The sequence below is a fragment of the Anaeromyxobacter oryzisoli genome, assembly GCF_022690765.1.
Taxonomy (GTDB): domain Bacteria; phylum Myxococcota; class Myxococcia; order Myxococcales; family Anaeromyxobacteraceae; genus Anaeromyxobacter; species Anaeromyxobacter oryzisoli.
Genome location: NZ_JALCZA010000002.1, coordinates 104,028 through 125,058, shown reverse-complemented (window position 1 = coordinate 125,058; position 21,031 = coordinate 104,028). Strand labels below are relative to the sequence as shown.

Below are 21,031 nucleotides of genomic sequence, written 5' to 3'. Positions count from 1 at the left end.
CGGCGACTTGAACCGGACTCTCTTCGCTCTCACGCGGCGTTTTCCTGCTCCGAAGCGGGGGTGGTCTCGTCGAGATCCTTGAACGCTGCGAACGGGTCGACGTTCTCCCGGAGCTTCAGCTCCCTCTGGCACTTCTCGAAGGCTACGGCGATCGACTCGGAGTCGCCGCTCTCGAGCGTCATGAAGTTCGCCGCGATCTCCGCGCGGATCCTGGACTTCGAAGAGTTCAGGATCTTTCGGATCTCCTCGCGGAACACGCCCTGTCTCCCGTACAGCCTCGTACCCCAATCGGCCACGAAGTCGGCCATGTCCTCGCGAGCGAGATACCGGGTCAGCAGGCAGATCGTCTGGTACAGGAACCGCGGCGGCTTGGGGCCGCCCGCTTTTGGCGCAAGGTTGAGATCCTTCTTCAGCACCAAGCCCACGATGTCGTGCAGGTTCTGAAGGAACGTGAGGAACACGATCGAGTTGAGCGTCTTCTTCTCGTCGAAGCACGCCTCGTACGCCTTGTCGGACTCGAACAGGTCGTTCGGGTGAAGGGCCCAGCTCACCTTACCCATCGCGGCGGCCAGTGCTCGCGCCAGCTCGTGAATGTCGACCCAGTTGCCTTGCGTGTTCTCGTACTCGTCCTCGAGGAGGTCCGGGTTCGTCGCCCAGATCGCGTCGAATGCGCCCTCCTGCCGCTGGTACAGGATGCGCCTGTCCTTGAAGCGCTGCTCGAGCCGGATCTGGACGGCGTCGTTTGAACGCAGCGCCGCAGGTGACATCGAGTTCTGACGGTTGTTGTTGACCGTCACCGTACGAACGAGGTCCTCGTCCGACGTCTCGATGATCCGGACCGGGACGGCGACGCGGTCCCAGAGCTCAGGCTTGATGCGGTCGCGCACGTTTCTGTCGTGCCGGAACAGAAAGGCGTTCTTGATCGTCTGGCACCCGTTCAGCACGTACGGATCACGGAGTCGAACCTTCTCGCCGTCGACGGTGGCGCGCTTCGCGAACACAGTGACGCCGTTGTGGAATGTCGCGAACCGTTCGGGGTCGGACTTCCCATCGACGGACATCTCCTTGAGCGTCGCGCGCATCTTCCCCGCCGGGCCCTTCTCCGTGTTCTTCTTCGAGGTGAGGAAGTACCGGACGTTTCGCGAGAAGAGACCGTCCCGCCTCACTCCGTACAGGTCGACGAGATCCGCGAGGTGACCGACGCCGGTGATCATCTGGCACGTCGCGCCGGCCGAGAACTGATACGCCCCCCGCAGCCGCATCGAGCTCTCTTCCGGAGGTACGACGACGATCTGGTGGGGTCCTAGAGCCCGTGGCCCCACCTGCCGGATCGCGCACGTGTGATTCGGGAGCTCCTTCTCGAACGTCTCCTTGAGCCTCTCGACGGCGGCGCTGAACTTGTTCGCGAGGATCGCTTCGTCTTCCGCCGCCAGGTGAAGGACCTGGAAGTCGATGAGGATCGCACGGCGCTCGTCCGCCGTGAGCCGATTGAGCGCAGCGCGGAGGTTCACCAGCACCTTGTTCTGGATCGGCTCCTCGGTACCGATCCCCTCGACGCTGCGGGCGACCTCCGGCAGAACTCGCTCGAGATCTTTGAACCCCTTCGCGATCAGCTGCAGCGATTCGGTGAGCTTCGCCTGGACGAGCACGAGCCGTCGACTGCTGCCTTCCTCCTCCAGGTGGAACGCGTCGATCCCGAAGTCGAAGCTTCCGTCGGAACTTTGCGCAAGCGCCTTCACCTCAGGTAACTGATAGATTTGGTGCAGGTACCAGGGGGCGAAGCAATGTTCCTCGGCTCCAACGAAGCCGGTCCTCTCGCGGAAGCTGCCGACCATCTGCCTTACGAGCGACGCATCCATGTCGTTTCCTATCTGGATCAGCCGGCGCCGTGGAGCGCCGAGCGCGGGGTCAGAAGTTCTAAGCTTACGAAAGGGGAGCCAGCAGCCCGGGTAGCTTGGGAGTGCTCTCGCCGTCCCTCACGCCTTCGGCTTTACCTTGCCCCTGGTCGCTACGATGACGACGACGCTTACGACTGCCGACAACACGGGAGCGGCCGCCTTCCAGAACTTCGACCACCTCTCCTTGCCCTGCACCTTACACGCAGGGCACGGAACAGCCTCGGCTGAGGGGCGGCCGCACTTCGGACATTCAGCCATCTGAACCATCCTTCGGTTCGGCGAGGATCTCGCCTGGAGTGAACTCGGTGAGGAGCGGCTTCGGAGCACCGTTGAGCGCCGAAGCAGACGCGCGCGCGGCGGGCAGAACCCGATCCTCGAGCACGGCCCATGTGCGCTGCGGGTCGAAGATGCGGGAGTACGGCACGTGCGGCGCCAGCTCGCGGAGGCGGCGCGCAGGCTCGGCGAGCCCGTTCGCGAATTGGCCCAACGCCTCGCGAGCCATGTCCGGCTCGCCGAGCTCCTCGTGAACGAGGATCATGGAGCGGGTTGCCAGGGCCGCGGAACGCGCATCCTCCTCGAGGACCCGGTACGACTCGGCGAGCTTCTCCGACGGAGCCTTGGCGAACGGCCGGGCGCTCCCGGTTGCTGGCCGGAGCAGCCTCGCCTCGGCCGCGATGCTCGCCATGAGCTGCCCGCGCCCCGTGGCGAGGGTCTGGAGCGCGGAGTGCAGGGCGCGGTGCCGGTTCTCCACGTCCCTCGCCGCCAGCGCCTGGCCGTACATCTGCTCGCCGGCGATAACGTACCCGAGCCGGTCTGCTCTAGCCCCGGCGAGAACGCTGTCGAGCTTCGCGTCGAGGTCTTCGAGCTGCGCGACGACGCTCGCGATCGCAGACTGGAGCGCGAGGTTGTTGAGCGCTGTGAGCCCCTGCGTGCCCGCATCGCTCACCTCGCGGAGTCGCAGGTGCTTCACGATCTCGCTGTTGTCCTTCAGCCGGACCACGGCCGGGAGGGAGCCGTCCACGGCCTTCTCCCAGACCGCCTTGCCGGTCCGGAGTGCGCCGAGCGCCTCGGAAGGCCACTCGATCACGTAGGTCTTCGCCGCACCGAGACCTCGCGCGAGCTGCACGAGCGCCGGTGTCGAACGGAGCGCCGAGAGCAGGCGGTTTCGGTCCGCTTCGAAGCGCCGGGCGAACTGCTTCACCGACTCCGCCGCATCCGACAGGCGGATCGCTCGCGGAACGACGCGATCGATCGACCCAGCCGACTCCGTCCCGTCCGACACTGTGCCCCCCTTCTCCGCACTCCACGAGCGTACCCCAGATTGTGCCGCCATAGGATGCCTCGGACCCCGGACACGACTGAGTATCCGGGTGCTCCGCTTGACGACCGTCAAGGGACCCGAAGGCCGCCCTGTGCTGCTCGGAACCGCTCACCCGTCGCGCTTCACCGCGAAATCAGGAGGTGACATACCGCCGCACCAGGTACTTCCCCCAGTCTGCGTCCGGCGCGTGCGCGGCGAGCGCGTGCAACAGCGCTCCGCTCTCGATCCCGAAGAATCGATCGTCGGATGCGATGCTGCGCCAGACCTGGTGAACGTCATCGCCACGACCCGCGAGGCGGGCCGAGGTGACCCGCTTCATGAGATCCACGTTCGCCACAGGTGCTACATGCAGGACGCAGGCGAACGTCGCGCCCATCTCCGGATCGCCCATGGCGCCCGCGTGCTCGATCTCGCCGGCGAGGAGCTGGAGGCGCATGATCTGGTCGAACGGGTCGAAGAACAGGTCCTCGTAGTCGGCATTCCCAAGCCGCGCGACCTGGGACCAAGGCGCCTCGAGCGCCGGACGGTAGATCTCCAGGCGATCGGTCCCTGAGTCCGAGTATCGGATGCTCTTCGACGCGTACCGCTCCGTGTACTTCCACTCGCCCAAGAGCAGACCCGTCGCACCGCTCGCGAGCCGCACCCGGACAGCGAAGTCGGCGCTCGTGAAGCCCTTGCCGCGGTCCCGCTCGTCATCCGCGGCTACACGTCCGTAGGAAGTCTCGCGAAGGTAGTTCTTGCGGCCGATCCACTCGAACGCGACGTAGCCGGCGGGGCTTCCGGGAAGGTCGTCAAGCTCGAAGCGGAGGACCTCCGTGATCCGGAGCCCCTGCGGCTCGAGAACGGCGGCCAGCACCTTCGTTAGCGCGCCGGGATGGTGGCGGAGCGGGAAGAGGGCGTTCACGCAACTGCACTGCGAGCAGCAGAGATGGTTGCTCGGCAATGATCTCGCGGGCTCATGCCTGCTGCGTTTTCCCGGGGGCAGGCCGGCGTGCCACTCGATTCCGCGGGCGCGGAAGTACGCGATGGCTTCGTCGCGAATTCCGCGCCACAGATTCTCTGCTGAGTGGTCCTCGTGGATGCAGAAGTTGCGTCGCGACGTAGGTCGCTTGGAAGGAGGGTACTGCCCGTCGCACGCAGCGGCACCGGTATAGAGCTCGGCCCGCAGTGCCGCCTGGCGTTCCCGTTCTCGCTCCCGGAATCTCATGCGCTCCTCTAGGAGTAACGACCATCGGCCATTCCCAACCGCGATGCACACAAGCGCAGGTTCCCACGAGGAAGACCTCTTCGGCGGCTCTGTTATCGCAACGGAGGGCGACGCCGCGGGACCTAGAAAAGCGTGCCTTGGCCACCGCTCCCCGTGGGCTTCCTCGAGCCGTTTCCCTTCGGCTTGCCCTTGCGGTTCCCGGTTCCAGTCTCGTGGAGTCCCAGTTTCACCTCGTCGGAATAGCGTTCGTGATTGAGTTCCAGTAGGCGCGAGAGGATCTCGCCGCGCGCAGCCGCGCTGATAGCGAACCGGGTACCAAGCTTCGTTTCGCGAAACGCGTGGTCGAGAGCCACGTCACCCCATCCGTAGGCCCGAAGCGCCGCCTCGTCGAGCGCGACAAGTGCTGCTCGCGCTTCAGCGACATCCGAAGAATCGAGTTCCTCGGTATGGAAGGCGTTCCAGAAATCCGTGAGCCCAACGACCTTGCTCTTGTGTACGGCATGGCGCGTAGCATCAAAACGCTCCGCTGCCGCCTCCAATCCGTTGCTACTGCCTCCGGGCAGCGGGAAGGTTTCAAGGCAGTCGGTCGGAGTGTATCGCCCTCTTGTTTCCAAGGTGGACTGATACCTTCGAACCCAAGCCTCGTGCAGTGACGACTGAAGCACGGCCTGCAGCTTCCGAGTCGCCGCCGGAAAGACAACCACCGTGTCGCTGAATACCCAGTCCGCAGAGACCGGCACAAAGGACAGGTACTTGCTTACTCGCGCCGTTCCCAAAGCAAATGGGGAGATGCTCAACCGATCATAGAGTTCCACTCTTGATCGCCAGAACTGCCACCATGGAGCAGCCGCTACTTCCTTAGACTTGGACTTACGTTCGGGAAGCACCGTCTGGCGCACCCGCTCCAGACACGAGGGATAATCGCTCGCACAACGCCCTTTGTACCCCTTTTCTGCGTCCTCCCTGCTCAACGGCATGTCCCCGAAGAAGATTACCCAGCGGCTCGGCTGTTGGAACTGCGACGAATTGAGGTCGTCACCGTTCATGTAGGGGCGCAACACTTCTCGCGCGAAACGATCCCGCGACGCGAGATGAAGCATCTCCTGCTCATTCAGCACGAAGCCATCGCCAAACGGAATCGAGCCCTGAAGAGCTAGGCCCATGTTCGATGCGAGCCGGAATGGCTGTTTCGAGGCGTGGTCCGCGCCGTGAAGCGTGCCCCCAATTACTTTGACTGATACTCCATCCGCGGTGACGGCGCCTCGCCACTCACCTCGACGGCCCCACACCTCAGAGATCTCTAGCGCGGCCGTTCCCGGCCAGGGGCGACTCGACGTTGCGCGATAGAAGGTCACGCCGCGTGCCAGCAGTTGATCGAGGCCGACCTCGCGCGAGTCACCTTGAGCGATGGTGTTCGTCCCGATCAGCCCGTACGTTCCCCCTGTCCTTAGGACCGTATCAACTCGCAAGAAGAAGTAGCAGCACAGATCGGCCGTACCACGCCTTCCGAATGCGACTCGGTTTACCAGATGCGAGCGATAGTCCGCGCCAAGCAGTCGCGCGATTGCGCGGGCCTCAACGAAAGGCGGATTGCCGACAAGGGCGTCGAATCCGCGAGCCGCACTGGTGCCGCCGAACACCTCTGGAAATTCCAACGCCCAATGAAGCGGTCGCCGGCGCGCTGCGCTCCGAGGCTTCCCGTTGCTCATCAGCTGTTGGACTCGGGCAGCGAGCTGCTCGCGCGCGCCAGCGCGCGACGAAGGCTTCGATTTCGGATCGAGCGCGGCACCGACGATTGGTGCGAGCCGCTCCAACTCCGCCGCATAGGAGTCTTCACCGACATCAGAAGTCGCTAGTGCCGCTGCGACCACCGCATCAGCGACGAGCCTCACGTCCGCAAGGGCCGCGTTCGCTTCTCCGAGCAACCGCTGCTTCTCCTCCGCGTCCGCGGCGCTCTCGACGGTAAAGCTCTCTAGCCTTCGTCGCTTCTCGAGCGCGGCCTGGAGCGCCGGCTCGCAAGCCGACGTCCACGCGAACAGGTTCTGGTGGATCGCCCTCCCTTTCTCGGGGTCGACGTGAAAACAGGCGATCTGCTCCGGGGCTGTCACGCCGAGGAGCGAGTCGCCGCAGCGAAGCGCGTGATCGACGAACGTGAAGGGCCGATCCTTCTGAAGCGTCACGAGCCAAAGCGACAGCTTCGCGATCTCCACTGCCATGGGATTCACGTCGACGCCGTAGAGGCACTTCTCCGCGACGGCCCGGCGCGCGAGCGTGATCCGCTCCTCGGCGGTCCTCGGGATCGGCCGCTCGCCCGGAGCGCCGGTGGCGAGGTCGCCCTCGGGCGTGACGACGAGCTTCCCCCCGGCGTTCGCTTCGGCTTCCTCCCACGCCTCGACGAGCCGGTCGCCTAGCCAGCGGCACGCCTGGGCGAGGAACGCCCCCGAGCCCATCGCCATGTCGCAGATCCGCAGTGAGAGCAGCTCGCGCGCCGACTTGAGCTGCCACTTCTCCCGCGGCCACCCTTCCGACGGTCCGCGGTACGCCTGCGGCTCTAGCGCGTACTGCACGACGGGCTCCGTGAGGCTCCGCGGCGTGTAGTGCGTGCCTGTCGAGCGCCGGTCCGCGCCAGCCGTGACGTACACGCTGCCCTTGTGGATGACGAGCGGGTAATCGCTCGAGTCGAGCCGCAAGAGGCTCGCGTACGGCTTCACGACGTCGCGGAGCTTCTCGTCATTCGCGCATGCCTGGAGGAGTCTGCTGGTCGCCTCGATGTCCGCTTCGCTCGCCTCCGACACGAGCTTGCGCAGCGTCTTCCCGCTTCGGCCCGTTTCCTCCTCGAGGAACGCCACGAGGTCGTCTTCGCCGCGGTCGTGCGCCATGACGATCGCCGAGAGCGGTATCTCGGGCTCCACACCCTTCGCGCCCTCCAGACCGAGCACCGGCTCCGGCGCACGCACGGCCGTGTGATCGAGGAGCCCTTCGTAGACGTGCCCGATCTGCTCAACGTCGAGCGCGCGGAACGAGAGCCGCCGCGCCTCTCTGCCGCCGCCCGGCATGCCCATCTCGAGCACCTGCAGCAAGCGAAGCAGATGGTAGACGGTCCGGTCGGAAACTTGGATGGGCGCCGCGGGCACATCACGCCAGCGCGTTCCCGTCGCGCGGCCTTCGAGGAAGGGAAATCGGTCCGGGTCGAAAAGCGTGCCGCCATACGCCGGTAGCCGGAAGCGGTCGTGTTCGACGCCGCCATGGACAGCGCGAAACGAGGCGAGAAGACGCGCCCAGGCGGCGAAGCGGCGCTCGAGAACCTCCTCGCCGTGCTTCGTCGCGACCTCCTCGAGTTGCGGCAACAGTGTTGAGATCGCGTAGTTCGAGTCGTAGAGCGGGTCGCCCAGGAGGAGCAGCTTCCGTTCCTCGGCTGCGAGGAGGAACACGAGCCGCATCATCACGGCGACGGCGCCCTCGTAGAGCGTACGCTCGTCGACGCCACGCAGGACTGCGCCGCGGGCACTTCGATCGGCGCGGTCGATCGCCTGGACGAGGACCTCGACGGCATGGCGCACCTGAGCGCCGAGCTGGTCCGTGACCTCCTGCTGGTTCGCAGCGCTCTCCGCGAGGAGCGCTTCCGTCGTGTCCGCGTCGGCGACCCCGAACAGCCGCTGCTCGCCCAACAGGGCACGGAAGGCCGCGAACAGCCCCGCCTCCTCGAGGAACAGCGGTGCGTTGAAGGTCGCGTACGTCGTGGTCTCGCCGCGGCGGGCGTGGACGAGCGTCCAATCCACGCCGTTCGTGACGAGCGCGAGCGGGACCTCCGTGGCGTGGCACAGCTCCATGGCCCGCGTCGCCGGGGACGCCTTCCATCGCTTGCCCTCTAGCGAGCGGTCGAGGTCCTGCCCCGGCGGGAACACGAGCACGAGCACGCGGCCGCGGCCTGCCTTCGGTCGTCCCGGGGGCTCCACGGCCACGAGATCCGGCCGGAGCTTCTCGCCATGCTCGGCGATCGTCGCGTCTAAGCCAGGCGGCAGTGCCTGCCCCTGCTTCACGAGATGCTCAGGCCAGCCGAGGATGTCGGAGAGGACGAATCGAACGAATGAGCCGTGGACGCCGGGATCGCGGCGACCCTCGTCCTCCCACCCGTCGAGCTCGACGCGCAGGCGGCGTCGAAGGTCTGAAACGCCCTCCTCCTTTGGAAGCCCCTGAGGGAAAGCACGGGTAAGGACAGGGAGGGAGAAGAACGGTCCAGAGACGTCGACCAGCCGGAGCCAGTCGGCGTGATCGCGGGCCGCGGAGAACGCGCGCGGGCGAGTTGGCCGGGCCATCAGCGGCTCCTCCCCGCCGACGCGGGCACAAGGTAGGTGACTGCCACCGGGAAGAACCGCGCGACCGGCTTCGCGTAGCGTCGACGAACGGCGTCGGTCTCACGCTTCAGCTCGCCGGGGATCGCGTCGAGGCGCGCCTGCATCGCGGCGCGGTTCCGCTCGAGCTGGTCCTTCTCCTCTGACGTGAATAGCGCGAGCTGCGGCGGGCCGGAGTCGGTGAGCGCCTTCGCGATGCCCGCCCTCAGCTCCTCGAGGAGCGCAGCGACGTCTCGTGCCTCCTTCTCGGCTCGCTCGGCGAGGACCCGGCGCAGGCTCTCGGCCCGCTCCTCCGCCCGGGCTTCGACTGCGGATAGGAGGTTATCGCGGTACTTCGGCCAGAGCTTCCTGAGCCGCTCCTTCACCTCCGCAGGTGCGTCCTCGTCGGTCACGGCTTCGAGCGCCGACGCGAGCGCGGCGTTGGACTTGAATCTGGCGAACCGGCCTTCGGTCAGAACGCCGCCCGCGGTCACGAGCTCCTCGTGGAGCTTCTGGTTGTCCGCGCCGAGAATCACGAGCCTCGCGTGAGCGACGACCGCTGGTCCGGGGAGTTCCTCTCTGCGGACCACGCGGGCAGCGACACGGTGGAGCGGGCGAGCCCCTGTGGATTGCCACACCTCGGCCCTCAACAATCCGAGGCACATCTGGACGAGGCGATGATCGAGGTGAACCAGCACCACGTCCTCACGCCCTTCCGCCAACGCATGGTCGAACACGATTGGCCGGATCTTTTCCGTGAGCGGGTGCGCAAGCCCATCCGCACAGCGTACCCATGCGCCCCGCAGCTCGGGCAAACGGAAGACCGGGCATGACGTTCGCTCTGGGTCTGGCCAGAGTCCCTTCACCTTTGCAGGAATGAGCGGGGGCTGATCGGCGAGCGCGAGGCCGACCTCGACGACCCGCTGAACGGTCTCGGGCGAGATGCCCAGCTCCTCCTTCGTCTCGCGGAGCTGGGCCGCGAGCTCTGCGACGCGGGCCCGCACGTCGCGCTCGATCTTGAGCATCCTGCGAGCGGGTTCCGCTTCCGCGACCGCGCGATCGATGTCGAGCCGGGTGCGGCGCCCCAGCATCGCGTCCTCGACCTGCGCGGCGATCACCGGTCCGACCTTGCCGAGGTCCTCGCGGATCGTCTCCACCTTGTGCGCGGCGCGCGCGAGGAACTCCAGATCGCCCTCCAGACTGCCCGGTGGCCGACCCGCCGCTCCCGCTTCGCGCCAGCCCGTCCCGACGAAGTGGAAGATTCGGACGATCTTCTCGCGCTGCCCGTGGCGATCGACACGGCCGTTTCGCTGCTCGAGCCGGTTCGGATTCCAAGGGATCTCGTAATGGACGAGGCGTGCGCAGTGGTTCTGGAGGTCGATGCCCTCCGAGGCTGCATCCGTGGCGAGGAGGATCCGGACTGGCGACTCCTCCGACTGGAAGGCCGCCTTCACCTTCTCCCGCTCCTCGACGGGCATCCCGCCATACAGGATGGCGAGGCGCCCCTCCTCGCCAAGTCCGGCGCGATCGAGGATGCCGTGCAGCCAGCGCTGTGTGTCTCGGTACTCGGTGAACACGATGGCGCGCCGGTCGCTCCAGGCGCCTGCCGGTTTCACGGTTTCCTCTAGCCACGCGACGAGCGCCTTGGCCCGGGCGTCCGGCTTCGAGTCCGCCTTATCGGCCCACTTTCGCAGCCGCTCGAGAAGACTCTGCGCCTCGCCGTCGAGGTCCGCGAGCGCGCCCGTTGCGAGTGCCACCGCGTCCTCCGCGGCCTCCTCCCACGCCTCGTCGTCAGCAAACTCCTCGTCCACGCCGGCCGCCTCGCGCTGGAGTGCCGCCAGCGAGGCCTCGGTCGCCTTCCGCCCCAACGAAGCAACGTGCTTCGCGAGCGTTCGGCGGAACGCCGCGGGCGACGAGAAGAGGCGCTTCTTCAGGAGCTTCAGGACGAACTGCAGCGCGAAGACTTCGGCCGGCGCCGCCGCGCCCACCGTCCGCAGCTCGGCGTAACGCGCGAGATCGTCGTGCGCCTGGCGCTCCTCCTTCGGGAAGTCCACCTCGATGGCAGTGAGCTCGCGCTTCGGGAAGCGCGGGGTACCGTCCCACAGCGGCGGAAGCTCGGACTTGAGCCGCCGGACCATGATCGTGCCGAGCTGGCGCTGGTCGATGGGAGCGCCCCGGTGGAAGCGCTGGTCGTCTACGAGCTCGAGCAAGGCCTGGAAGCTCTCGCTGTATCCGTTGTGAGGTGTCGCCGTGAGGAAGAGCTTGTGCTCGAAGTGCGGGACGAGCGCTCGAACGGCCTGCGTCCGGAGCGAATCGATCGCGTAGTTGCCCGAGCCGGAAGGCGCCACGTTGTGTGCCTCGTCCACGATGAGCAAGTCGAAGCGGCGGGGAAACGCAGCTTCTCCCTCGGCCGGGAGGACCTCGCGGAAGAGCCGGAGCGGCCGGTCGCGCTTCAAAAAGTCGATGGACGTGACGAGGCGCGGGAAGTGAGTCCAAGGGTTGACGTGGAGGCCGCGCGTACGGCGGAGCTCCTTCAGGAGGTCCGAATCGACGATCCTGAACTCGAGCCCGAACTTGTCGCGCATCTGATCGCGCCACTGGAGCTGCAGTCCGGCCGGGCAAACCACGAGGACGCTGCGGGCGCGGTGCCGGAGCAGCAGCTCCTGCACGACGAGGCCCGCTTCGATGGTCTTCCCGAGGCCGACGTCGTCCGCGACGAGCAGGTTCGCGCGCGGCATCTGGAGCGCGCGGACGACCGGATCGAGCTGGTAGTCCTCGATCTGGATGCCACTCCGGTACGGCGCGTGGAGGTGCTTCTGGTCCGCGGAGGCCACCGCTCCCCAGCGGATCGCGTCGAGGAAGGCGTCCAGGCGGCGCGGCTCATCGAAACCTTTCGGCTCGGGGAGCGTTTCCTCCCCGATCACGCGGGCGCCAGGCTCGAGCTCCCAGATGACGCGCAGCTCCTCCCCGTGGCCATCGTCGTCGACGGACGAGAGTTGTACGAGGTGCTGCGGCGGACGGGGAACCTTGAGAGGCGGAGGCGGAAGGGCGCTCTCCGCGATCTCCTGGACGACGTAACGGCGCTGGCGGACTTGGACGAGCTGGCCGGGGGCGAGATCGGACACGGGCATCGGTGGAATCCTACCGCGTCCCGGGAAGACGCTCGGTCTCGGACTGCTCGAGCACTCGATCGACGAGCGCGAGCAGCTCTTCAAGGCGAGCTTCCGGCTTCGAGTGCCAGATCAACGGCTGACTCTGGTTCGCCATCAGCTCGGGATAGAGCTTACGGAGGCCGTCCATGTAAGTGAGCGCCGCTCTGTCACCGAGGGCGGTCGGGAACGACCGCGGAGTCAGCTTGATAAAGCGGTCCAGGCAGAGCTTCAGAATGGTGGCCTGGTTCTTCTTCAGGAGAAGGGTTCCGTACTTCCCCTCCCCGCCCTCCAACTGGATGGTCGGGTGGCGCTGGATGAGGGTGCGAAGCCCGCGCCCGAATCGCTTCACGGCCTCTGGCACCGCTCCTGCGTCGAGCTCTGCGAAGAACTGCGGGACAGACCACGCCGGCTCGGCGCTGGCGTCCTCAAGCAGGGGTGCGGCAGCGGCTACGCGCGGCGCGGAGACGCTCGCCGCCTGCGGGGTCCCACCGGAGATGGCCGCTCGATGGCGCCCGTCGGAGTCGACCGTGACCTTCAGTACTTGCCGGATCTCGTGTTCGAGCAGTCCGCGGAGGTGCGGAACGAGGAGGTACCCAGCGCCCCCGTTCTTCACGAGCGGCTCGAAGATCGATAGCTCGACCAGCGCCAGATCCCACGTGCTAAGCATGTGCTGCGCAAGGAACGCCTGGCTGAGCTTCACGGCGCGCGAGTCTAGGCTGTCACCGGCGACGACGAGGAGGAAGTCGGCCTCCTCGATCCGCCGCTCCACCTGATGAACCGTGATCCCGGAGTCCGCGGGCAGCCCGGGTAGCTGGTCAGAGCGGAGTTCCGCAAGGTGAGCTGCGTAGTCGAGAAGCTGAGCGACGACTTTCCTGCGCCCCTCGGGGTTGTACGCGAGCTTCGTCTCCACGATGCAGACGCGTCCTGATTCAGAGACGAGCAAGACGTCGATCGGACCGACCTCCGTCTCAACCTCGCGGCCCCAAAACCACCAGTTCTCGTCTGTGAGGCCTGCCTCGATGCAGGGCTCGATTACGAGGCGAGGATTCGTCGCGATCGCGTTCTGGAACCAGTCTTCTTTGAGCTTTAGCTGTGCAGCCGTCCGTCTTTCGTAGGCAACCTGAGAAGACTTGGCACCGGTCTGAAAAACGCTCGCGGTGAAAAGCAGCGGACTCACAGTTCGCTTCATCTTTGAACCTCTGGCTGGTGCTTCGCCCGCCACCGCGGCAGCATAGTCAGCGTAGCATCGTGAGAACGCCGAGGGCTTGATCGCGGTTGTCGCCAGCTTCGCGTCGTGCTTCAGACAACTGCGGCATCTTGGCCGAGGGCCTCCTCACCGGGGCGCGCGTGTCGGCCCACGGTGTACGCTGTCTTCCGAATGCCGCGCCGCCGCAACATCTCCAAGTCCCGCTTCTGCGTCGGCCTTCAGTGTCTGCGCCGACTGTGGTGGGAGGTCCACGAGCCCGACGCGCCTGAGCTCAACCCCGACGGTCGGTTGCAGGCCATCTTCGATCGCGGCCATCGCGTCGGCGAGCTCGCGCGCGAGCGCTTCGCGGTCGGAACGCTGATCGACTTCGAGCCGTGGAAGGTCACCGAACGCCTCGAGGCCACAGCCGCAGCGCTCCGAGACGGCGCGAACGTGGTGTTCGAGGCGAGTTTCGCCGCGCGCGGCGTGTTCGCGGCGCTGGACGTGCTCGAGAGGCAGAGGCGCGGCTGGGGCCTTGTCGAGGTGAAGGCCACGCTCGACGTGAAGGATCAGTTCCTGCCCGATGTCGCTGTCCAGCTCTACGCCGCGCGAGCATCGGGCGTGGACGTCCGTCGCGCGGAGCTGATGCACCTTAACCGCGACTGCGCTTACCCTAACCTGGACAACCTCTTCGTTCGCGAGGACGTGACCAACGATGTCGAGGAGCTGATCCCAGCGATCCCGGGGCAGGTCCGGAACATGCGTGCCACGCTCGACGGCAAGCTCCCGGAAATCGAGCCCGGGGCACAGTGCAGCTCACCGTACGACTGCCCCTTCGCGCAGCGTTGCCATCCCGAGCTGCCCGAGCACCACGTTTCGACTCTCTATCGCCTTCACGCGAAGCGGCTCGCCGAATTCATCGGGGCGGGCATCGAGACGATCCACGAACTTCCAGAGGATGTCCGTCTGTCGGACGTCGCGGCGCGACAGGTTCGCGCCGTCAAGGCGGGCGAGCTCGTCGTCGAGAACGGACTCGCGGACGCGCTCGCAGCCATCGAGTACCCCGCCGCGTTCCTCGACTTCGAATCGATCAACCCGGCCGTGCCGGTCTGGAACGGTTGCCATCCCTACGAGACCGTGCCGGTCCAGGTGAGCTGCCACGTCGCTGGCGCGCGCGGCCGAGCCGAGCACTACGAGCACCTCGCCGAGGATGCCGACGATCCCCGGCCCCTGCTAGCCGAGGCGGTCGTACGTGCGTGCGGGAACACCCGGACGGTGGTCGCTTACAACGCTGGGTTCGAGGCGAGGTGCCTCGAGCACCTGGCGGAAGTGGTCCCGAAGCTCAAGAAGCCGCTCCGCACGATCCGCGGCCGGCTCGTGGACCTGCTTCCGATCGTGCGCGATCACGTCTACCATCCCGCGTTTCATGGCGGATTCGGTCTGAAGGCCGTCCTGCCCGCGCTCGTGCCCGCGCTCTCCTACGACGATCTCGAGATCGCCGACGGCGACGCGGCATCGACCGCTCTCGAGGCGCTCATCCTAGCGCCTGATTCGATCACAGCACCGGAGCGCAGGACGCTTCGGAAGCAGTTGCTCGCGTACTGCGAACGGGACACGCTCGCGCTCGTGAAGCTCACAGAGCGACTGAGACAGATGACGACTTGACGGTCGCGCTCGCTACCGAACCGTGGGCTCACCGTCGTCGACGTCGCCCGATCGGCTATGTTCGTCGCCCGTCGCCCCGTGCCACTCGCAGTGGTACTCGCAGCAGGGTGCGCCAGCCGCGCGGCACGCCGTTTCCGTGACGAGCACCGTTTCCGCACCGGATAACTCAAGCCCGCGCTGCAGACATCCGGCAACAACCGTCCAGCAGTGATCAATGAACGACGTCGTGACACGATAGCTAGACGGCCTTGAAGACGAGCGAGGTGTTGATCCCGGCGAAGGCGAAGTTGTTGTTCATGACGAGCGCTGGCCCCGCCGCGCGCGGCGCGCCGATGACGTAGTCGAGGGAGGCGCAGTCCGGGTGCGGGCGGGCGAGGTTGCGGTTGGGCGCGAGAAAGCCGTCGCGTATCATAGCAAGGCAAAACAGCGACTCGATCGCGCCGCACGCGCCGAGGGTGTGCCCGGTGAAACCCTTCGTCGAGGAGATCGGGACTTTCGCACCGAGCGTCCGCAGCACGGCACGGCTCTCGCAGACGTCACCGAGGTCGGTCGCGGTGGCGTGGGCGTTTACGTAGTCGATCCGGTCGGGCGCGAGCTGCGCGTCGGCAAGCGCGAGCTCGATGACCCGCGCCATGCCATCCTCGGACGGCGCCGTCATGTGCAACCCGTCGCAGTTGGTGGCGAACCCGACGATCTCGCCGTACACGCGCGCGCCGCGCGCCCGGGCGTGATCGTAGCGCTCGAGCACGAGCGTCGCGGCGCCCTCGCCGACCACTAGGCCGTCGCGGTCGGCGTCGAACGGGCGCGGCGACTCGGTGGGCTGATCGTTGTAACGGCTTGAGGCGGCATACATCACATCGAAGATGGCTGCGTGGACGACGTCCATCTCCTCGGCCCCGCCGCAGATCATGACCTCCTGCTGGCCGCCCCGCACCGCCTCGTATCCGGCGCCGATGGCCTGGCTTCCCGAGACGCAGGCCGAGCAGGTCGTCACCACCCGGCCGCGGATGGCGAAGTACTGCGCCAGGTTGGCGGCGCAGGTGTGGCTCATAAACTTGAGGTAGGTGGCCGACTGGATCGCGTCGAGGCTGCGGTTGAAGTAGAGCTTCTCGACAAAGTCGACCACGGCCGCACTTGTCCCGCCCGTCGAGCCGTACGCAAGACCAACGTGGCCGGACGAGAGCCGCTCCGGGTCGAGCCCGGCGTCCGCGATCGCGTTCTGGGTCGCGAACGTGGAGAGCAGCGCCACCCGCCCCATGGTGCGCGTCCGCTTCTTGGGGAACGGCGAGAGGTCGACCTCGGCCGGTGCGCCTAGCCGCGTCTTCATGTTGGCGATCTCGCCCAGCGCCGGGATTTGGCGCACGCCGCTCCTCCCCTCGCGGAGCGCGGCGGAGATCTCGTCCAGCGAGTTGCCGATCGGGCTTGTGACGCCGACGCCCGTGATGACGACGCGATGCCCGCCCATGCGCTCCGATCCTCGATTCTGGCCGCCGCTCAGGCGAGCCCACCGTTGATGCCGATGACCTGCCCGGTGACGTATGCGGCCTCGTCGCCCGCCAGGTACGCCGCAAGCGCCGCGACCTCTTCCGGCCGCCCAAAGCGACGCATCGGGATGAGCTTCAGGATCTCGTCTCGCGGGACGCGGGCCGTCATGTCGGTCTCGATCAGCCCGGGCGCGATCGCATTCACCGTCACGCCCCGGTGAGCCACCTCGTAGGCGAGGGCCCGCGTCGCCCCGATGAGACCCGCCTTCGCCGCCGCGTAGTTCACCTGGCCGCGGTTGCCCATCACGCCCGAGACGGAGGAGACGTTGATGATCCGCCCCCAGCGGCGTCGGACCATCGGCATGACGAGCGGGCGGGTCACGTGGAAGAACCCGTCGAGCGTGGTCCGCGTGACCTGCTCCCAGTCCTCGCTCTCGAGGGCGGGGAACGCCGCGTCGCGCGCGACGCCGGCGTTGTTGACGAGCACGCCGATGGGGTGCTCCTCGTCGGCAGCGAGCCGCTCCACCGCCGCCGTGGCTGCGGCCGCGTCCGCGACGTCGAAGCGGGCCAGCTCCACTGAGCCGCCCGCCGCCTCGATGGCGGCCTGCGTGGCGCGTGCCGCGGCGTCGTTCGACTTATAGTTGAGGACGATCGGATGGCCGGCGCGGGCGAGTGCGACCGCGATGGCGGCGCCGATGCCCCGGCTGCCCCCGGTGACGAGCGCGCGAGGCTTCATGAGGTTCGCTCCTCGATGGGACCCTGGTACACGTTCAGCGCCGCCGAAGCGACCTTCTCGCCGCCACGCGACACGGTGCAATCGAAGACGCCGAGCTGATCCTCGCCCCAGACGTGGGCGACCTCGACCATGAGCTCGTCCCCCACCGCGAAGCGGTCCACTGACAGCACGAGCTCGCGCGTGCCGAGCAGGAATCCGATCCGGGGGGGCCGGCCGGCGGCGCGGCCGCGCATCCCGGCGAAAGCCGCCACCGCCTGCGCCATGTACTCGAGCGCGATCACTGCGTCCACGGCGCCGCCCTCGACGAAGGTCGAGTCTCGCTGCAGCCGGACGCGGCATAGGGCGCGCTGGCCGTCGAAGGCGACCAGCTCGTCGAGCAGGAGCATCCGCCCGCGGTGCGGTACGAGCTCCTCGATGGGCGGCAGCGCAGTCATGAAGCCCCGGCCTCCACCTCGACCACCCAGCCGTCGGGGGGCGGCCCGATCGACACCGGCCCGGAGCGGCCGCGCCGCACTGCCTCGACCAGCGCGAACGCGCCGGCGCAGGGGTGTGCCTCGAGGGCGGGGGCGAGTGCCGCGGCCGCGGCGGACCCGCGCCGGGGCACCCCAAGCCGCGCGCGGGGCGAGGCGAGCGGCGCGGTGGCGAGGTGGAGGGCCGCCGCCGCGGCCACCCAGGGCCGCGCGGGCGCGAACGGCTCCGGCAAAGGCTCGTCGGCGAACACGACCAGCGCGTCCCCGCCGCGCTCCGCGAGGAGCGCGGCGGCCTCGACGAGCGCCATTGCCACCGTCTCCGGCCCGGCGGCGAGCGCCGTCGAGAAGCCGCGGTTGCCGCGCCCGATCGAGGCGTACGCCACCGGGGTATTGTGGACGCTGTTGTGGAACCGGATCGGCGACGGCAGGCCGGCGCCGTCACCGAACGAGCGCATCATCTCGACCGCGGTGCCGATCTCGCCGTAGGCGCTGCCGAGCAGCACGGGGATCGCGGCGAGGTCGGCGCCCGCCTCGGCGGCGGCCTGCGCCAAGGCATCGCACACGAGCAAGCTGAGCGGGCTCGCCCGGCGCCGCAGCGCCGGCGGCAGCGCCTGTGCGCCCGTGTCCGCCGCGGCGCCGCCCCCACCCGCGCCGCTAAGCCCGGGCGCGCTCAGCCCCACACCACCGACGTAGAGGCTATTCACGGTGCCGCCCCCAACAAAACGCTCACGTTGACGCCCCCAAACGCGAAGGAGTTGCTAAGCGCGGTCCGGAGCCGGCCGCTCCGCGCGCGGACCGCCACGTTTGCCCGGACGGCCGGGTCAAGCGGCTCCGCGCCCAGGCTGGCCGGCACGAAGCCGCGCTCGAGCGCGAGCGCCGCGAAGACAGCCTCGGTGGCGCCGGCGGCGCCGAGCAAGTGGCCCGTGTACCCCTTGGTCGACGATACCAGCGGCGACGTCCCGAGTAACCCCACGATCGCGCTCGACTCGGCGGCATCGTTGGCGGGGGTCGCCGTCCCGTGCGCGTTGACGTGGTCGACCTCCTCCGGCGCGACCCCGCCCTGCTCGAGCGCCTCGCGCATCGCCCGCGCCGCCCCGCGCCCTTCCGGGTCCGGCTGAGTCATGTGGTGTGCGTCCGAGGTCTCCCCGACCCCAAGCAACCGCACTGGCGCCTCGCCCTCCCGTTCCAGGAGGAGGAAGGCTGCGCCCTCACCGATGCTGGTGCCGTCGCGCGCGGCGCTAAACGGTCGACACGCGGTGCGCGACAGGGCCTCGAGGCTGGAGAACCCCCGCAGCGTCGTCTGGCAGAGTGTGTCGACGCCGCCCGCCACCACCGCGTCGGCGACCCCGCCGGCGATGAGGCGGCGCGCCGACCCGAGGACCTTGCCGCTCGACGCGCAGGCCGCCGAGACCACGTAGGCGGGCCCGCGCGCGCCGGTGAGCGCCCGCACCACGTCGAGCAGTCCGTGGAACGCGTGCTGCCGGTCGAAGTCGAACCTCGCCGGCAGCCGCCCCGTCCGCCGGTGCGCCGCGTGGGCGCGCTCCGACTCGGCCACGCCGCCGGTGCTCGTCCCCACGACGAGAGCGACGCGCTCCGGCCCCCAGCGCCGGACCGCGCGCTCCAGCTCGCGTGAGACGCCGGCCAGCACCTGCGCCGCGATGCGCGAAACGCGTGAGTCGTGGCTGGCGAGCGCGGCTGGCAGCGGCGCCGGCTCGCCCGCGAACGCGCCGCAGACCATCTCGCGCGGGACGTCGAGCGCACAGGGCCGGAGCCCGGAGCGACCCGCCTCGAGCGCGGCGACGACGTCGGCGGTGCAGCCCCCGAGCGCGTTCCCCACGCTGACCGCCATGATGGGGATACTTATCGGCGGCCCCGAGCCAGGCATGACCGCCGTTCATATCCGAGGCGGTAGACCCGGGTCAAAGCGGCGCGAAGCGAGCGTCGCCGGGGCGGTTCCGTTCCGAATTCAAGTATTTGTCGGCGGGTATCGCACTTGCCCACCCGCGTCCCCGTCGGGTACGCTCGGAGTCACTCGGGGTATCTCTCCCGCCACGACCTCATGCCGGCAACTACCCTTCTCACGGGAGCCCTTCCGGCGCGACCGCCCACCGCCTCCGATAGCTGGGGCCCGACCGGCATCGGCGCTGACGTCGTCGACGTGGCCCGGATCGAGCGCAGCGTCCGGCGCGCCGGGTTCGTGAGCGAGGTTTTCAGCGATGAGGAGCGGCGCTACTGCGAGGCGCAGGCGCGCCCGTCGCAGCACTACGCGGCGCGGTTCGCGGCCAAGGAGGCGTTCCTGAAGGCGCTCGGACTCGGCATCCTGAGCGGCGTCGAGCTGCGCGAGATCGAAGTCGTGCGCGACGCGGACGGCCGGCCCGGGCTCCAGCTCGGCACCTCGGCGGCTTCTGCCCTCCGGCGCGCCCGCGGCGGTCACCCGCTGCTCAGCCTGTCGCACGACGGTCCCTGCGCGCTCGCCTTCGTCGTGGTGCCCTGATGCGCTGGCTCGTCCAGATCGTCCGGCGCGTCGTCTTCACCGGCGGTGCCTTTCTCCTGTTCTTCGCCGTGGGGGCACTGCTCTCGTACGCGGTGCTGCCGCTGGCGCGGCGCCGGGCGGGCTCCCCCGAGCGCGGCGCTGCCCGCTGCCGCCGTATCGTTAGGCGCACCTGGATCGCGTTCCACGACTACATGCGATGGTGCGGCCTGCTCCACTACGAGCCGCGCGCGACGCGGCTCGAGCTGCCCCCGAGCGGCGCCGTGCTGGTGGCGAACCACCCAACGCTCGTCGACGTGACGGCGCTCGTCACCGCCGCCCCGGACCTCGTCTTCGTCGCCAAGCGCCAGATGTTCCGCAACCTGCTCGTCGGCCCGCTGCTGCGCGCCTGCGGGCACATCGAGTCGGACGTCGGCATCTTCTCGGGCGCGGCGGTCGTCGAGGAGGCGGTGGCGCGCCTCGAGCGCGGCTGCTCGGTGCTGGTGTTCCCAGAGGGCACGCGCTCGCCGAAGGGCGCGATCGGCCCGTTCTTCTCCGGCGCGTTCGAGATCGCCGTCCGGGCGAACGTCCCGATCGTCCCAGTCCTCATCCGCTCCGACCCGCCGGCGCTCATCCGGGGGCAGCGCTGGCACGAGATCCCGGAGCGGACGGTCCGGCTGACCGTGACGCAGCTCGCCACGGTTCCGCCGCCGCTCGGCCGGGCCGCCGTGGCGCGCGACCAGGTGCGGTCGATCTACGTCGAACTGCTTCAGCGCGCGGCCTCCGGCGAGGCGGCAGCGATCCCGCCGCCGTCGCCGGCGGCACTCGAGGAGACCACGTGGAAGAGCTGGAGCGTGAGATCAAGCAGCTCATCATCGAGAGCCTGAACCTGCAGGACGTGACCGTCGATCAGCTAGGCGCGACCACGCCACTGTTCGTGGAGGGCCTCGGGCTCGACTCGATCGACGCGCTCGAACTCGCGATGGAGATCCGAAAGCGCTATGGCGTACGCGCGAGCGGCGACGAGGCGAGGAACCGGGAGATCTTCGCCTCCGTCCGGAACCTGGCGGCCTACATCGCCGCGAATCGCAACGTCAACGCAGGGTGAAGG

15 protein-coding genes are annotated in these 21,031 nt (G+C 68.2%); 4 read left to right on the top strand and 11 right to left on the bottom strand.

What is annotated here, in order from left to right; all coding sequences use genetic code 11:
- Positions 1 to 29: 29 nt before the first annotated feature.
- The 6 genes from MNZ27_RS01260 to MNZ27_RS01235 form a co-directional block, all read right to left on the bottom strand.
- Positions 30 to 1,859 carry an AIPR family protein gene (locus tag MNZ27_RS01260; protein WP_242392204.1) on the bottom strand — a complete coding sequence of 610 codons (1,830 nt, stop codon included), beginning with the start codon at positions 1,857 to 1,859 and terminating at the stop codon, positions 30 to 32.
- Positions 1,860 to 2,148: 289 nt separating this feature from the next.
- Positions 2,149 to 3,180 carry a hypothetical protein gene (locus tag MNZ27_RS01255; protein WP_242392203.1) on the bottom strand — a complete coding sequence of 344 codons (1,032 nt, stop codon included), beginning with the start codon at positions 3,178 to 3,180 and terminating at the stop codon, positions 2,149 to 2,151.
- A gap of 172 nt (positions 3,181 to 3,352) precedes the next feature.
- Positions 3,353 to 4,426, bottom strand: a complete 1,074-nt coding sequence (locus MNZ27_RS01250; RefSeq protein ID WP_242392202.1) for a PGN_0703 family putative restriction endonuclease — start codon at positions 4,424 to 4,426, stop codon at positions 3,353 to 3,355.
- Positions 4,427 to 4,548: 122 nt separating this feature from the next.
- The gene (locus MNZ27_RS01245; RefSeq protein WP_242392201.1) at positions 4,549 to 8,742 is read right to left on the bottom strand and encodes an Eco57I restriction-modification methylase domain-containing protein; all 4,194 of its coding nucleotides are present in this window, start codon (positions 8,740 to 8,742) and stop codon (positions 4,549 to 4,551) included.
- Complete coding sequence (gene drmD / locus MNZ27_RS01240) at positions 8,742 to 11,888, bottom strand: DISARM system SNF2-like helicase DrmD (protein ID WP_242392200.1); 3,147 nt, start codon at positions 11,886 to 11,888, stop codon at positions 8,742 to 8,744. Before drmD ends, MNZ27_RS01245 begins: the two co-directional genes overlap by 1 nt.
- 10 nt (positions 11,889 to 11,898) lie before the next feature.
- Complete coding sequence (locus tag MNZ27_RS01235; protein WP_242392199.1) at positions 11,899 to 13,098, bottom strand: PDDEXK family nuclease; 1,200 nt, start codon at positions 13,096 to 13,098, stop codon at positions 11,899 to 11,901.
- A 189-nt stretch (positions 13,099 to 13,287) separates the two neighbouring features.
- On the opposite strand from MNZ27_RS01235, the gene MNZ27_RS01230 reads away from it, so the two are divergent.
- Positions 13,288 to 14,760: a DUF2779 domain-containing protein gene (locus tag MNZ27_RS01230; RefSeq protein ID WP_242392198.1), complete on the top strand. Its 1,473-nt coding sequence runs from the start codon at positions 13,288 to 13,290 to the stop codon at positions 14,758 to 14,760.
- A 238-nt stretch (positions 14,761 to 14,998) separates the two neighbouring features.
- Here MNZ27_RS01230 and MNZ27_RS01225 read toward each other — a convergent pair whose 3' ends face one another.
- From MNZ27_RS01225 to MNZ27_RS01205, 5 genes are read right to left on the bottom strand one after another with little or no spacing between them, the layout of a single operon-like run.
- Positions 14,999 to 16,225 (bottom strand): beta-ketoacyl-ACP synthase, encoded by a 1,227-nt coding sequence (locus MNZ27_RS01225; RefSeq protein ID WP_242392197.1) that lies wholly within the window; start codon positions 16,223 to 16,225, stop codon positions 14,999 to 15,001.
- Positions 16,226 to 16,254: 29 nt separating this feature from the next.
- On the bottom strand, positions 16,255 to 16,980 hold the full coding sequence (gene fabG / locus MNZ27_RS01220; protein WP_242392196.1) for a 3-oxoacyl-ACP reductase FabG: 726 nt from the start codon (positions 16,978 to 16,980) through the stop codon (positions 16,255 to 16,257).
- A complete protein-coding gene (locus MNZ27_RS01215; RefSeq protein ID WP_242392195.1) occupies positions 16,977 to 17,414 on the bottom strand; it encodes an ApeP family dehydratase in 438 nt (145 codons plus the stop codon). The genes fabG and MNZ27_RS01215 overlap by 4 nt, the downstream gene beginning before the upstream one ends.
- On the bottom strand, positions 17,411 to 18,130 hold the full coding sequence (locus MNZ27_RS01210) for a beta-ketoacyl synthase chain length factor (RefSeq protein ID WP_308197889.1): 720 nt from the start codon (positions 18,128 to 18,130) through the stop codon (positions 17,411 to 17,413). Before MNZ27_RS01210 ends, MNZ27_RS01215 begins: the two co-directional genes overlap by 4 nt.
- Positions 18,131 to 18,150: 20 nt before the next feature.
- On the bottom strand, positions 18,151 to 19,299 hold the full coding sequence (locus MNZ27_RS01205; RefSeq protein ID WP_242392193.1) for a beta-ketoacyl-ACP synthase: 1,149 nt from the start codon (positions 19,297 to 19,299) through the stop codon (positions 18,151 to 18,153).
- Positions 19,300 to 19,509: 210 nt separating this feature from the next.
- Between MNZ27_RS01205 and acpS the strand changes: the two genes are divergently transcribed.
- The 3 genes from acpS to MNZ27_RS01190 are packed head-to-tail and all read left to right on the top strand — an operon-like array spanning position 19,510 to position 21,028.
- Positions 19,510 to 19,944, top strand: coding sequence for a holo-ACP synthase (gene acpS / locus MNZ27_RS01200; RefSeq protein ID WP_277957438.1), 435 nt, complete (start codon positions 19,510 to 19,512; stop codon positions 19,942 to 19,944).
- Positions 19,944 to 20,807 (top strand): lysophospholipid acyltransferase family protein, encoded by an 864-nt coding sequence (locus MNZ27_RS01195; RefSeq protein ID WP_242392191.1) that lies wholly within the window; start codon positions 19,944 to 19,946, stop codon positions 20,805 to 20,807. Before acpS ends, MNZ27_RS01195 begins: the two co-directional genes overlap by 1 nt.
- Positions 20,759 to 21,028, top strand: a complete 270-nt coding sequence (locus MNZ27_RS01190; RefSeq protein WP_242392190.1) for a phosphopantetheine-binding protein — start codon at positions 20,759 to 20,761, stop codon at positions 21,026 to 21,028. Before MNZ27_RS01195 ends, MNZ27_RS01190 begins: the two co-directional genes overlap by 49 nt.
- The last annotated feature ends 3 nt before the right edge of the window (positions 21,029 to 21,031 follow it).

Excerpts from the sequence above, each read along its gene's own strand:
- fabG (WP_242392196.1), bottom strand. The coding sequence starts at position 16,980 with ATGAAGCCTCGCGCGCTCGTCACCGGGGGCAGCCGGGGCATCGGCGCC.
- drmD (WP_242392200.1), bottom strand. The coding sequence starts at position 11,888 with ATGCCCGTGTCCGATCTCGCCCCCGGCCAGCTCGTCCAAGTCCGCCAG.
- MNZ27_RS01250 (WP_242392202.1), bottom strand. The coding sequence starts at position 4,426 with ATGAGATTCCGGGAGCGAGAACGGGAACGCCAGGCGGCACTGCGGGCC.
- MNZ27_RS01260 (WP_242392204.1), bottom strand. The coding sequence starts at position 1,859 with ATGGATGCGTCGCTCGTAAGGCAGATGGTCGGCAGCTTCCGCGAGAGG.
- MNZ27_RS01195 (WP_242392191.1), top strand. The coding sequence starts at position 19,944 with ATGCGCTGGCTCGTCCAGATCGTCCGGCGCGTCGTCTTCACCGGCGGT.
- MNZ27_RS01235 (WP_242392199.1), bottom strand. The coding sequence starts at position 13,098 with ATGAAGCGAACTGTGAGTCCGCTGCTTTTCACCGCGAGCGTTTTTCAG.
- MNZ27_RS01205 (WP_242392193.1), bottom strand. The coding sequence starts at position 19,299 with ATGGCGGTCAGCGTGGGGAACGCGCTCGGGGGCTGCACCGCCGACGTC.
- MNZ27_RS01215 (WP_242392195.1), bottom strand. The coding sequence starts at position 17,414 with ATGACTGCGCTGCCGCCCATCGAGGAGCTCGTACCGCACCGCGGGCGG.
- acpS (WP_277957438.1), top strand. The coding sequence starts at position 19,510 with ATGCCGGCAACTACCCTTCTCACGGGAGCCCTTCCGGCGCGACCGCCC.
- MNZ27_RS01225 (WP_242392197.1), bottom strand. The coding sequence starts at position 16,225 with ATGGGCGGGCATCGCGTCGTCATCACGGGCGTCGGCGTCACAAGCCCG.
- MNZ27_RS01230 (WP_242392198.1), top strand. The coding sequence starts at position 13,288 with ATGCCGCGCCGCCGCAACATCTCCAAGTCCCGCTTCTGCGTCGGCCTT.
- MNZ27_RS01245 (WP_242392201.1), bottom strand. The coding sequence starts at position 8,742 with ATGGCCCGGCCAACTCGCCCGCGCGCGTTCTCCGCGGCCCGCGATCAC.